13 protein-coding genes are annotated in these 13,282 nt (G+C 39.6%); 2 read left to right on the top strand and 11 right to left on the bottom strand.

Going from position 1 to position 13,282, the window contains the following annotated elements; translation table 11 throughout:
* From BP861_RS10035 to BP861_RS10025, 3 genes are all read right to left on the bottom strand, one after another.
* A partial coding sequence (locus tag BP861_RS10035; RefSeq protein WP_394339174.1) for an ATP-binding cassette domain-containing protein occupies positions 1-392 on the bottom strand: 392 nt, incomplete at its 3' end.
* Between the two features lie 133 nt (positions 393-525).
* The gene (locus tag BP861_RS10030; RefSeq protein WP_292374884.1) at positions 526-1,935 is read right to left on the bottom strand and encodes an MATE family efflux transporter; all 1,410 of its coding nucleotides are present in this window, start codon (positions 1,933-1,935) and stop codon (positions 526-528) included.
* A 19-nt stretch (positions 1,936-1,954) separates the two neighbouring features.
* On the bottom strand, positions 1,955-2,479 hold the full coding sequence (locus BP861_RS10025) for a MarR family winged helix-turn-helix transcriptional regulator (protein WP_292374882.1): 525 nt from the start codon (positions 2,477-2,479) through the stop codon (positions 1,955-1,957).
* Between the two features lie 831 nt (positions 2,480-3,310).
* Here BP861_RS10025 and BP861_RS10020 point away from each other — a divergent pair.
* Positions 3,311-3,772 carry a pyridoxamine 5'-phosphate oxidase family protein gene (locus BP861_RS10020; protein ID WP_292374880.1) on the top strand — a complete coding sequence of 154 codons (462 nt, stop codon included), beginning with the start codon at positions 3,311-3,313 and terminating at the stop codon, positions 3,770-3,772.
* Positions 3,773-3,908: 136 nt separating this feature from the next.
* Here the strand turns inward: BP861_RS10020 and BP861_RS10015 are convergent, their stop codons facing one another.
* From BP861_RS10015 to eno, 5 genes are all read right to left on the bottom strand, one after another.
* A complete protein-coding gene (locus BP861_RS10015; protein ID WP_292374878.1) occupies positions 3,909-4,715 on the bottom strand; it encodes a hypothetical protein in 807 nt (268 codons plus the stop codon).
* 274 nt (positions 4,716-4,989) lie between these two features.
* Positions 4,990-5,391 carry an SET domain-containing protein gene (locus BP861_RS10010; protein ID WP_292374876.1) on the bottom strand — a complete coding sequence of 134 codons (402 nt, stop codon included), beginning with the start codon at positions 5,389-5,391 and terminating at the stop codon, positions 4,990-4,992.
* A 538-nt stretch (positions 5,392-5,929) separates the two neighbouring features.
* Complete coding sequence (locus BP861_RS10005) at positions 5,930-6,574, bottom strand: hypothetical protein (protein WP_292374875.1); 645 nt, start codon at positions 6,572-6,574, stop codon at positions 5,930-5,932.
* Between the two features lie 492 nt (positions 6,575-7,066).
* Positions 7,067-8,236: an ABC transporter permease gene (locus BP861_RS10000; RefSeq protein ID WP_292374873.1), complete on the bottom strand. Its 1,170-nt coding sequence runs from the start codon at positions 8,234-8,236 to the stop codon at positions 7,067-7,069.
* 341 nt (positions 8,237-8,577) lie between these two features.
* On the bottom strand, positions 8,578-9,864 hold the full coding sequence (gene eno / locus BP861_RS09995; protein ID WP_292374896.1) for a phosphopyruvate hydratase: 1,287 nt from the start codon (positions 9,862-9,864) through the stop codon (positions 8,578-8,580).
* Between the two features lie 598 nt (positions 9,865-10,462).
* Between eno and BP861_RS09990 the strand changes: the two genes are divergently transcribed.
* Entirely contained in the window at positions 10,463-10,852 is a 390-nt protein-coding gene (locus BP861_RS09990) for a transcriptional regulator (RefSeq protein WP_292374871.1), read from the top strand.
* 110 nt (positions 10,853-10,962) lie between these two features.
* Here the strand turns inward: BP861_RS09990 and BP861_RS09985 are convergent, their stop codons facing one another.
* The 3 genes from BP861_RS09985 to BP861_RS09975 all read right to left on the bottom strand — a co-directional run bounded on the left by BP861_RS09985 (position 10,963) and on the right by BP861_RS09975 (position 13,146).
* The gene (locus tag BP861_RS09985; RefSeq protein WP_292374869.1) at positions 10,963-11,418 is read right to left on the bottom strand and encodes a PPC domain-containing DNA-binding protein; all 456 of its coding nucleotides are present in this window, start codon (positions 11,416-11,418) and stop codon (positions 10,963-10,965) included.
* Between the two features lie 11 nt (positions 11,419-11,429).
* The gene (locus tag BP861_RS09980) at positions 11,430-12,113 is read right to left on the bottom strand and encodes an ABC transporter ATP-binding protein (RefSeq protein WP_292374868.1); all 684 of its coding nucleotides are present in this window, start codon (positions 12,111-12,113) and stop codon (positions 11,430-11,432) included.
* Positions 12,114-12,273: 160 nt separating this feature from the next.
* Entirely contained in the window at positions 12,274-13,146 is an 873-nt protein-coding gene (locus tag BP861_RS09975; protein ID WP_292374867.1) for a DMT family transporter, read from the bottom strand.
* Between the last annotated feature and the right edge of the window lie 136 nt (positions 13,147-13,282).

The raw sequence follows: 13,282 nt of genomic DNA, 5'->3' as shown, positions 1-13,282 counted from the left end.
TCGGATTCATCAAGTTTAGAGATATCTTTTGAATTCAGGAAAACAGTGCCTTTTGATGGTATGTCCAGACAGCCCAGTAAATTCATAAGCGTGCTTTTTCCACTTCCACTTGGGCCAAGGATTACAAGGAATTCCCCCTCATAAATTTCAAGATTTATTCCCTTAAGCGCTGCAAACTCAACCTCCCCCATCTGGTAAAGTTTCCAGACATTGGTCAGCTTGAGAAGAGGCTCTTTTTTATTTTTAGAGATTCTTACTGCATTAGAATTGTTAACAGAATTGTCTCCAGAATTAAAGTAGGGATTACTTTTTAAATTTTCCCCTGAACTATTTTCCTCGGTACTGTTCTCTGATTCATTATAGAAAATCGCCTCTTTTTCCAGTGAATACATAAATTTTGAGGGATTTAACTTAGTTTTAAAAGAATTTATTATCTCAGTAAATGTCATACACATCCTCTAAAAAGTTAATTATTTCTGAGCTGAACCATTTTAAGTAACCTGAGTTCAATTGACGTGGGGCGTTTTACGAACTGTTAGATATTTTATCGGCAACTTCTGATCCTGCACTTGTTTTTGAAGAATCTTTATTCTCTTTGAAGATCCTGTAAACCCTGAGAAGCAGGAACCCTGAAAGCAGAAATGCCAGAAAGTCTGCAATAGGATAAGCTGCCCAAACTCCGTTCAGTCCATATAAGCGGGGAAGGACGAGAACAAGAGGGATCAGGAAGAGGAGCTGCCGGCTAATGGAAAGAATAAAGGCGGGTTTGGCTTTTCCTAAGGCCTGGAACAGGACTGATGTGATCACATTCAGACCGACCAAAGGCATTCCCAAAAGCATGATCGTTAAAGCATCTTTCCCAATTTCCAGATACTCCAGATCTTCACTGAATAATCCTAGAAGTTGTTCTTTGAAGAGTATGATGATAATCAGACCAAGAAGTCCAGTAATAGTTGTCGCTACAAGCGATAGTTTTACGGCTTCGGCTATCCTTTCATATTTTTTTGCTCCGTAATTATACCCGACAATCGGTTGCAGGCCAAATCCCATACCTAGGAGAGACATGAAAATGAAGGAGTTAATCTTCATTATTACACCATAAACAGCAATTGAGCTATCTCCTCCATAAGTTGCAAGTGCATTGAAAACAAAAATCATCATGACACTGGTCGAGCACTGCATTACAAAAGACCCAATACCGATAGCCCCAATTTCCTTCATAATTTTGAGATTTAGTTTCAAGGTTTCTGGCCTGAAGTGTACAGCCCCTTTTCCTTTTAGATAATATAGCAAAAGCCAGACTGAAGCTACAGCTTGTGAAATTATAGTTGCAATCGCAGCACCCTTCACACCCATTCCGAAACCAAACATGAAAAACGGATCAAGGAAAATATTGAGGCCGCCTCCTACGAGCATAGCATTCATTGCAAGGCGAGCATTACCTTCAGATCGGACAATATTCTGAACAGCCACTCCAAAGACAAAGACAGTCCCTCCTAGTATTATAATATTAAGATAATCTACAGCGTAGGGCAGGACTCCAGGAGTTGCTCCGAAAACCTTCAAAATCGATTCAAGGTAATAAAGGCAAGGAATGGCAGTAAGTATGCTTAATATTAAACTCAGTGAAAAAACATTTCCGAGTACTTTTTCGGCTTTTCCATAATTTTTTGCTCCAAGGGCTCGCGAAATTATAGAAGAGCCTCCTGTCCCTAGAACAATTCCGAAAGCTGTAATTATCATCTGGATTGGGAATGCTATCGAAAGTCCGCCTATTGCCTGGACACTATCTGCCCCGTAGGCCAGTCCCACGAAAAAGGTGTCTACAACATTATAGAGAGCTTGTACCAGCATTCCGATAACAATAGGAGTTGAAAGCTTAAACAGGAGCTTCCTTATGTTATCTTTACCAAGAAATGCACTTTTTTCATCCATATTTTCATCTCTACCGTTTTTACTTCGCATTTTCTGGCCTATAAGACAGAGGCTCGAATTCAAAGTCAAAAAATTTAGTTGAAGCTTTATGAATAAGTAGCCTAAAAATCTCTTTTTCTTCCAAAGTGAAGTCCGAGAAGAGAATATCTGTAAAAGACATCAACTTCTTAAAAATGAGATTTCTCATTTCCTTTCCTTTTTCAGTCAGGTGAACTTTGTAAGCTCGAAGGTCATTTTCGTCTCTTTCCCTGTAAACATAACCTTCTTTTTCAAGACTCTGGATCGCTCTGGTACTTGTTGCTTTGCTTACTTTCAGAATCTTTGCAAGGGTTTCCTGGGAGACACTATCTTTGTGGTATAATATTAGTAAAAACTCAAATTGCCCGCTTCCGAGCCTATAAGCTTCGAGTTCCTTTGCCATGTACGCCAGATGGCTACGGTAAATATGGGCAATCGGGCCTAATATTTCTCTTGGGTCTATTTCTCTTAGGTCTGTTTCTTTTAGATTTGTTTCTTTTAGGTTTGTTTCTCTTGAATTTTCCATAATTTTATCCTTCACATTTATGAGCGGAAGAACTCATTTTGAAATGAAAAACTATTTCAAATTGTTACAGGCGGAACTAATCTGATCCCTGATAGGTTCATGAGATATATAATAGTTACGAATGAAACTAAATTAGGATACAAGATAGCTGTTACAATATAAGACAATAAAACAAAAACATAGAATAACTATTTTAATATTTTATAATACTTACTATAAACACTGGATTCTGAAGAAATTCTGAAGGGATTTTTAAAAAGACCACTTTCAATAATATTCCGTAGATTAAAATAATCGCATTTTGAATAAGAATTAAAAATATGAAAAATGACATTTATAGGTGTGAAATCTGGAATTAATCTAATTTTCATAGATTCTGGATACGTTTTTCAGTTACATATGATACTAAAAAGAAATCCATGAACTTATTTGTGGACTCTAACAAAAAGGTAACTCAGGCTGGAAGTGGCAAACATCTGTTTGTAAGATGTCGTACGAATATAGAAGGCGCAAAAATATGAGTTCGGTAGGCAGTAGAATTTCGCAAACTTACAGCTTTGTTTGAATTTTTGTCCAAATGCTCCTTTCTGTCTGTAAACATGAAACGTTATGAAATTATGTTAATCCCTTTAACACTTAATGAGTTGACTTTAAAATGTGAGGAATTACCTCACAGGAAGATAAAATTATTGTGAAGCACAGTTTGCTTTTCCCAGAATAGGATATGATTCTAAAGAATTACAAATTAAGAATTCAGACTTGAAATAATTTTATTCAAGAATAATATCTCTTTACAAGTTTTTATAGCAAAAGGATCTCATTAAGGTGAGAATGATGGGAAACAAAGAACTTATTCAGAATCAGCAGCAGATAGAAGAGATTCTATCAAAGGCAAAATTTATTCGGCTTGCTCTTTCGGAATCAGATACACCCTACATTATCCCAATGGCCTTCGGATATAAAGATAACAAGATCTATCTTCACTGTTCCCGAGAAGGAAAGAAAATTGACGTTATTAACAGGAACCCCAGAGTCGCTTTCGAAGCCGATGTCGAGGCTGAAATTGTCACTACCGAAGATATCTGCAAATATGATGTCCGCTACCGGAGTGTTGTAGGGAACGGACAGGCACGGTTTGTTGAAGATTATAATGAAAAAGTAGAGGGGCTTACTGTCCTTTCCGAACATTACGGAAAGAAAGGGCCTTTTGAGTTTGAAGAATGGAAAGTTAACAGGCTGTGCATAATTAAGATTGAGATTGAAATAATGACAGGGAAACAGCATGGATTTTGAATGGAATAGCAAAAATCTCTGTGAAAAGCATGCTGTCCTTCAAGTTCTATTTTTATTTATTCTGATCTATGTCTCTGTTATTCTAGCTTGGAATTCTGCACCAATGCATATGAAGCGCCATACATTAAAGGAATTTTCAGACCAGATAATACGCAAAAACACTTAAAACCAGCCTAATTGATGAAAAGACAATAGAAATCATTGAAAAAGCTAGAATGTATACGTTTAAATCCAGGATATTCGCAAAAAGGCCGGAAAAATTAGCATTGAGGATAAGGGCAACCAAATTTACTAGCAAAATAAAAGTGAATATCGTTATCAAACCTCTGCCGGCCCCTTTAAGATCTTCTTTGCTTAGGGCCATATGGGAAGAGATTGCAATTGCCAGGGCAAAATAAATCCAGAAATTGAGAGAAATCAGGTTTTCTACCGAAAATATGCTTTGAAAGAGACCTGCATTAAGGGCAAAGATTTTTGCCATTATATACTTATCCGGCTGGGAGGGTTCAAGGGTGAGGTAGTCGGCAACTCTGGCAAAAGAATCCGGCAGGAGAAGGTGCATCCCGATGACAAGCGCCGCAGTCCCGCTGAAGATCGGGCCCATGCCTATGAAAAAGTTTCCTATGTTTTGGTAGAGGCTTTTTGAGTTCCAGCTGTGGTTGACGTATCCAAGGGTTCCGTCCTTTGCTTTGCTGGAAAACAGCTTGAATTTAGTTATTTTATGCCTGAATATATAACACATCAACAGGTGGCCGAATTCGTGAATAGGAGTGCCTATCCAGGACGTGACCAGAATTCCTTTCCTGCCAAAGGCTCCCTGGGTGTAGAAATTAGCCCGGTTTTCAAGAAGGCCGAGTATCAGACCGACAAGGATCAGATAGCCTGTGACATAGAAGGTCTCAAGCAGGCTTGCCCTAAAAACCACAAGAAATGCATTTTCCATTTTTTAATTCCTTTTATAAATTTCAGGAAAAGTTTTAGCTTCAAGTTGACCTGAAATTAAATTCGATAGGTAGATTACAGGCTAGGTTATGGATTAGCTTCTAAGTATTAAGTGGATGAAGAAAATATAAACTTCGCGCCTGTCCAATATAAAAACCAAAAAAGTCTGAAAAGGTTAGAAAAAGGAAAAATATTCCTTATCAAAGAAAGTTAGAAAGAGTAAAAATACCTTTTATCAAAGAACAGTCAATGTTTACATATAACAATTATACTTTTCAGCAAATTTCAAGATTTTCTTGACCTGCAAGATCAAACCAGACAGGGGTTTTGTCTTTAGGGTCGCAGTTATAGTTTATTGTGATTTCTTCGCCTTTCTGAATATCTCTAATACAGACATATTTTAAAAGTCCATTCTCGAAGTCTTTGTAATACCTTGCATTCGGGTTGTAAGAGTGGTTATAAAGCGAGCCGTATCCCAATGCAATAGCTGCATCTTTTGAATCGGGACCCCAGGCGAAATAATAATTGTATAGCTCGGTAAGCTCAAGTGAGTCTATCTCTTCAGAGGGTAAAACTATAACAGGACAGGTTTCTATTACCTCGCCTTTTTTAAAATTCTGCTGTGCAAATACGCCCCTACCTTTTCCAGGTGAGTTTTTAATACTTATCCGTAACATATGACCAAGTTCCTGCAAGCTTTAAGATATTATCAGTAAACTGTTTTATTATTTGGAAATACCTATAATTAGAGATTTCCCTTCACAATTTTAGATTCAGCGCTTAACCAAATAGAAAGTTCCTGAGTATCTCCCACGCATGCGATTTTCTTTCCAGATGCAGAACTTTTGGATGCAGAACTTTTGGATGCAGAACCTCTGAGTTCAGAATTTTTATATTCATAAATCTTATTAATAAATATTAAGGTAATGCAAAAAAGCAATAGCAAGCACCACAAATCCGTAAAAAAGTTCTTAAAATCATGAGAATTAAATCAATTAACCAAATTAAAGCCCTTCACTGGTATTTAAGTAGCAAGAATCTGAAATATAAAACTGGAAAGGGCAAACTCTCAAATCTTTCAATTTAATTAAGGAAAAACCGGTCGTGCAGACACGACCGGTGAGAGCCTGGGGTTCTAAAATCAATATATTTCCAGAAGGGTTCTAAGATCAATCTATTTCCAACAGGTCTGTTAAAAAAAGATTATTTCTGGTTTTACTCCTTCTTTTCCAAGCAAATGAGCTCTTCTGCGTACGGCAGCGTCTCTTTCATCCAGGCGCAGAACTCCCTCCACTCATCAAGCTTATGGTAGCGGCGCTGGAAGTAAATATTGCGGAGTTCAGCATAATTGGTTATTACCGTCCTTTTCTGCATAAATGCGCTTGGTAGATCTTGGACGAGTTCCCTGAAAACCGCTTTCCGGTATGCGTTGTCCTCTTCACTGTCTCCCTCGCGGGATTTGTAGGCTTTGATAAGGTCATTCAGGTGCCGGATCTGGTCATTTCTGTAATCTGTTAGAGTATCAAAAGAAAAGTCATGAGGAGCAAGCTCCCTGCTGGTCAGCTTGTGCATCGTTGAAGTGGAGTTCTTTTCTACGAACTTGTAAGTATCAAATTCCTTCCACCAGTAGAGAGGAGCTATTAGGTCAAAACAGACCGTAATGAACCTTAAAAATTTGCCGTGCTCGTTCCCTGCAAGAGTCAGGCGCTGGGCCAGATTCAGGTCCTTTTCCCCAAGCGTACAGTCCCCTGCCTCGTCAGGCTCACTGCTGTCCATAAGGTGCCAGGAGTTCATAGGATTTCGCATGCCGAGAATTGCATAATAGATGTTGTATGTACCGTGTAACTTCATTTCAATCATAAAAGCGCCTCTTAAACCCATTACGAAAAGCAACTTATAAATCTGTTTGTTGCAAATGATTCATAAACCGACATGGTAAATAATTTATAAATTTGTCCATGGTAGATAAATTAACTCATATAAACGAACTTATATTAAACGAAGTACCTGATTTAATCAACAAGGAAGTTGAGTCCAGGAATTTAGGGAAATAACCATCATTGTAGGAGGGGAAATTATTTAAGAGAAATAGTCGCCCTCTTAACCCATGCTCTATCCTTTCAAATACAACCTTTCTGCAAATTCCGGATATTTCTATTTGACAATGAGTAGCAACATTGCATATTATCAGTATGAGACTGTTAAATACACTCCTACTAACTTAAATAAACTCGCAACCATATTTAACAAACAGCCAGAAAGCTCTTGATAAATTCGACTTTTCTTAATTTTGAGACAAGGCTTTTGAGACAAAACTTCTGGAAAAATCTCATCAGGCGTCATCAGACACCCTCAGGTGCTTTCGATAGCTTTCACAGGGTCGAGTTTTGCAGCTTTCCGTGCAGGGTAGATACCCGAAATAATATTTATGATGAAAGCGAAGAAAGCCGCATACAAAAAATTAATGGATTCAATTTTAAGAGGCAGGGTCTGTAGCCCAAAATACATCTCTTGAGGGACCTTGATTTCGTAATTCTGAAGTGCAACAGTTACAATGTAACCAAAAACGGTGCCAAGTACAAGCCCTATTGCCCCAAGGATCACAGACTGGAAAAGAAAGACAACCATTATGCTTTTCTGAGAAGCTCCCATGGCTTTGAGGATACCGATTTCCCGAGTCCTCTGGGCAACGATGGTAATCAGAGTATTCGCTATCCCGAAACCTGCAATTCCATAGATCAATAAATAGAAGACGTTTACAAAGATCTTCTGAGTGTTCAGGAGATTTAAGATTTCTGCATTTGCTTCAAGCCAGCTGACGGCATCAAGGCCAGATTCTCTTTCAATTGAACTTGCTATAACTTCGGCCTGGTACGGGTCAGTAACCTTGACTCCTATCGTACTCACAACCCCTGGTTTGTTAAAAAATCGTTGCACTGAATCAAGCCTTGCATAGGCAGTTACCTCGTCTGCACTAGTCCCGGTATGAATAAGCCCTACAACCTTAAAGGAAGTAGTTTGCGAACCTGGAAAAACCACATCCACACTATCTCCCGGTTGTACCTCTAGATTTTCTGCAAGCTTATCCCCAAGCACAATTCCATGTCTTGTATGAACAAGCGATAGGAAGCTCCCTTTTATAGTATCCTCACTTACTTTCATAACTGAATTTTCAGCCTCAGGTTCAACCCCTTGAAGCGAAACTCCTTCGGCATTGTCCCGGTGTTCCAGGGCAGCCTGACCCAGATATTTGGGAGATACCGCTATAACTCCTTCTTTTTCTGCGATCCGAGCCGAATTGTACTTGTAAAGATGAATAAACTCTTCTTTTTTATCTTGAGGTGTTATGACAATATGAGGATTATTTTCAATGCTTGATTTTACGAGTTCTGTCTGAAAACCTGAAAGCATAGCCATCATTACTGTAATAACAGCTACGGCAAGGGCAACTGCCAGAATAGCAAAAAAGGTTTGCCGCCTTCTGGACAAAACCTGCCTCAAAGCGATTTTCAGTTCGTACATATAAATGAACTCCCACTGGAAAAATCTGATACGTATCTAAGTCTTCCATCCAGCTTCAGTAAGCGATCGATCCACAACTCCTGAAAGATTAAATCCCCGAGGATTTCAAAAATATCAGAAGAGATAATATTTCAACCTCATAAGACTCCTACTTCACATTTTTTCCAAATATAGTGAACGCCCTATAAGCAGTCTTATAATTATTCTTGTAAAACTAATTATAAATCAGTTTCCGATACTCTCAGGAAACACGTAAAAAACTGAGAGAATTATAGAATTTAGTAAATTGGAAAAGAAATCAAAAAAAGAAGGATAAAATGGAAAATAAAAGATAAAAGAGGTTAAAGCTGCACGTAATGTGCAACCTCGCCCAGATCTTCTTCGATTCTGAGAAGCTGGTTGTATTTTGCAGTCCGTTCTCCACGTGCCGGGGCTCCTGTCTTGATCATTTCTGCCCCAATTGCAACAGAGAGATCAGAAATTGTGGAGTCTTCGGTTTCGGCAGAACGATGGCTTACTATTACGGTATAACCATTTCTGGAAGCCATGCTTGCGGCATCAAAAGCTTCGGAGAGTGTTCCGATCTGGTTGATCTTTAAGAGAAGTGCATTTGCCGCTCCCATATCAACGCCTTTTGAAAGCCTCTCGATGTTTGTCACAAAGAGGTCGTCACCAACAATAATTGTATCCCAAAGCTCATTGGTCAGGGCTTCGAAATCCTCAAAGGCTTCCTCATAGAAAGGATCTTCAATTGACAGGATAGGATAGGAATTCACAAGTTCGACGTAGTAATCCATCAGTTCGGGAGCAGCAAGTTTCTTTCCGTCGATTGTATAGGTTTCGTCTTCGTAAAACTCGGAGGCCGCAGCATCAAGTCCAATTGTGACCTCGGTGTCGGTGTAGCCTGCTTCCTCAATAGCCTGGACGAGGGCATCAAGAGCTTCGGTTGACTCGCTCATCTTAGGGGCATATCCTCCCTCATAGCCCACGTTAGTAGAAGACCGGCCGTATTTTTTTTCCAATATTTTTCCAAGAACGTGATAGATTTCTGCTCCGATCTGGAGAGCTTCGTAGAAAGTTTCTGCACCTTTGGGCTGAATCATGAATTCCTGAATTGCAAGATCGTTACCTGCATGCTTGCCCCCATTAAGGACATTCATTGTGGGTACCGGCAGAGTAAACGCATTTGAGCCTCCGAAATAACGATAAAGAGGAATATTAAGGGAGTCTGCAGCTGCTTTTGCAACAGCCATGGATACCCCAAGAATTGCATTTGCTCCTAGGTTTGATTTGTTATCGGTCTCGTCGAGCTCGATCATCAATTCATCGATTTCCCGCTGGTTTCTAACATCAAGCCCCAGCAATTCTTTCTGGATGATGGTGTTCACATTCTTTACTGCAGTAAGAACTCCTTTTCCTCCATATCTATTAGGGTCTGCATCCCGCAGTTCAAGGGCTTCATTCGTACCAGTAGAAGCTCCTGAAGGAACACTGGCTCTGCCAAATCCCTTCGGTGTAAACACATCAACTTCAATAGTGGGATTTCCCCGTGAATCCAGGATCTCCCGAGCATGTATCTTTTGGATTTTATATTCTCCAGAATCCTGCTGTAGACCGATATACGACATCATTTCACCCTTTTTAATTTCTGATCTATCTATTACATATATTCTGTTATTTGAAGCTTAACCTTAATTTTGAAGCTTAATATTAATTTGAAACTTAATATTAATTTGGAGCTTAACCTTAACTTAACCGTTAGATGTCCGAATTGTATTTAATTCTTTATCCGGTTAACGCGAATAATTTTAGTTAAGTTTTACGCTATTTTCTCATAAGAAACTCTATTAACAAATAAAGATTATATTCTCAATTCCCGAATCCAGAATTATTTTTGTCTCAGATATCCGTAGCTTTGTGAATCTAGGAATACCATAATTTGAAAGTTCGCAGGAGATTTTCTTATTTTTGTAATCTTTAACTCAGGCTTTCCGAATTTCAGGAATGCTAATTTCCTGCAAACACTAGCTTTAAAGGTTTTGGTCAGGATAACAAAACTGTTTTTTTCTGGAGACTTGTTAATACGAGTTTATATATTGAAACATTCCAAAAAAAGGTTTTAGTAGGGTTTGATAGCCATTTTACTCCGTAACAATACTCAATTTATTTAAAAAAACAATTTTATCTACATAAAATATATAAACCTGAAGGTATTATTCACTTTCGATGACCGACGATTCTCCAGTTAATTTAACCGAAAAAGAGTATTCAATTATTGATATGCTCCAGAGCCTGGGACTTCCGAGGACAGAAGCCACCGCAATCGTATGTCTCAAAGATTGCAGTGAGCTCAGGTCCCTTCACATTGAACTTGTATCGGGGCTTAGACAACCGGAAGTGAGTGTAGCCATGCGTCCCCTGAGGGATAGAGGCTGGGTGGACGAAAGGTCTGAAAAAAAGAATAAAGGAAAAGGTAGACCTGTAAAGTACTACCAGTTAACAGTGCCCTTCTCACAAATTGTAAAGGTTCTAGAGGAAGAATTTTTAAAAGATAACACGGAAAAAATAATTGCACTCAAAAGGCTTCGAGAACTGGAATTAGTGTCTCAAAATTGAGCTTGAGGAAAACTGCCGGACAATCTTTGCAGGATTGTATTTTTGATTTTCGCCATTATACTCAAACTTTTGAGCACTTATTATAGCCAATTACTTGTTTTACCTGGCCATCATTCCAGGTTCGAAGCCTGCTCAAAATCTACAGGGGAAAAGCCCTGTTCCTTATCTGCAATTCTTCTGGCAGAGAATCCCTCTAGTTCGAAGACGAAAACCTCAATTACCATAAAAACTTCGCTCTCACCTCTCAAACACCCTAGTTTTACATTATCTCCCCTTCCTGCACCTGCATGCAGGTGGATCTTAGGCTTTCCATCCATTAAAAAAATATCTCCTATTCCTAGAATCTCATGGGCATCATTAAAGCCGAACCATACAGGTTCCGGAGGGGTTATACTTTCTTTTGGGCCTGTAACAAGTTTTGCTTCTTTTAATGCGCCCAGCAACATGAAAACCGCAGATTCGATACGCTCCAGTTCAGCAAGTTTAATCAGTTCCAGAATCAAGTCATCTCCATGATCGATCCTGACAGTAAATACTCTGCCTATTCTTCCTTTTGCATACTCCATTTATCTAATCCTCACTGATCTGTAATTTTCCCGTCCACGAGTCTGATAATCCTATCAGCTTTCGAGGCCAGGTCCTCATTATGAGTAACCACGATAAAGGTCTGACTATACTCCCTGTTCAACCGTCTGAGCAGCTCATAAATCAAGTCACCTGTTTTAGTGTCAAGGTTGCCTGTAGGCTCGTCCCCAAGCACGATTGCAGGAGAACAGCTAAGTGCCCTTGCTACTGCAACCCTCTGGCTCTGTCCTCCAGAAAGTTCCCCGGGTTTGTGATCCATCCGATCTTCAAGCCCTACCTCTTTCAGAAGGTTTTCAGCAATTTCTTGTGCTTCCTTCCTGCTTTTTCCCGCAATCAAGAGTGGCATTATTACGTTCTCCAGAGCCGTAAAATCCGGGAGCAGGTGATGGTACTGGAAAACAAAGCCGAGCATCCTGTTCCGCATCTCGGAACGTTCCTTATCCGACATTTTTGTTACATCTTTGCCGTCTATCAGGAGCGTCCCCAAACTTGGAGTATCAAGCAGGCCTATCAGGTGCATAAGTGTACTTTTACCTGAACCCGAGGGCCCGACAATTGCCACAAATTCCCCTTTCTTAATTCTCAAATTTGCATTGTCGAGCGCACGAAACTCTATTCCGTTTTTATATAATTTTGTCAGGTTTTTAAGCTCGATAATTGGGCTTTCTTCAGTCATGCTTTTCCTGCGTTTTCAAAACAATTGTAATAAAAATAGAGGAGCTCTTAAGTAAAGAGCTTTTGGGCAGACTGCAAGATCTTATAGAAAATCTATATTTCAGAACCCTTTATCTGTTATAGAGAGGAAATTTCTATACCTTTTCTTTCCACTGAGATCTTTACTCGTCCCTTTTACTTATAATATAGGCTGCTGTGAGAATAAAACTGCAGCCCAGGAAAGTCGAGATATAGAGCGGGCTTTTTAGGACAGTAACATCAAAGAAGATTCCGGAAACAGGCTCAATCAGAGCAAGAATACTTCCTGTTTGTGCTCTTATTTTTGAGATCCCCCTGAAGTATATTACGGCAGCAAACGTAACAGTTACGCCGAAGAAAAGCAGGATGTCAAGGTTTTTAACGAAAACGGCAGCCGGAGTGGAGAGTGCAGAAGGCAGCATAAAAAGAAGGCTTATTCCGGTCAGCCAGAAGGTTTGGGCAATTCCTGAATAATCTTCCTTCAGGTACCGTACCGTTAGAATAGTCGCACCGAATGAAAAACCTGACAACAGGCCGAAAATAAGGCCTTTCTGGAACTCAGGGCCTGTATGCTCAAGAATTTCTCCCGGATGGGCGATCAGTAAAACTCCTGTAGTTGCAAGTAAAAGAGGGAGAAAGCTATTACTGCTTCTGTGTTCTCCGAGAATCGACGGAGCAAACAGACTAACATACACCGGAGCCGTATACAACAGAAGGACAGCAACTGAGATCCCACTGTACCGGATGGATGAAAAGTAACACAACCCTGTTATCGCATTCAAAAGGCCCAGGAGCAGAAGGTATCTTTTTTTCTTTTGAGGTTTAAGCTGTCCGAGCCCTCGATTGAACAGCAGGTAAATAAAGATCATGCCGAGACCAAAGAAGAGCCTGGAGAACAAAATAGATCCGGCTGACATATCCTGAATCTTATCCAGAAAAACTCCGATAGTGCCGTAAATAATGCTGCCAGTTATAACTTCGGAATACGGCTTTAAAGAGTTTTCCTGCACAGGCATGGTCGAGAATTAAAAGTTTGCGGATATATATTTTTTGGGCGTGGAAAAATGTCGGACCCGCGGGCTTTATGAAGAATTTTGAGTGAGAAAAGAAAGGATAAAGAAAGAGAAGGAAAGAGAAGGAAAGAAGAGGGAA

The organism is Methanosarcina sp. UBA411 (genome assembly GCF_002495725.1).
GTDB lineage: Archaea > Halobacteriota > Methanosarcinia > Methanosarcinales > Methanosarcinaceae > Methanosarcina.
Note: the sequence above shows the minus strand (reverse complement) of the source record. Positions and strands in the feature narration are given on the sequence as shown.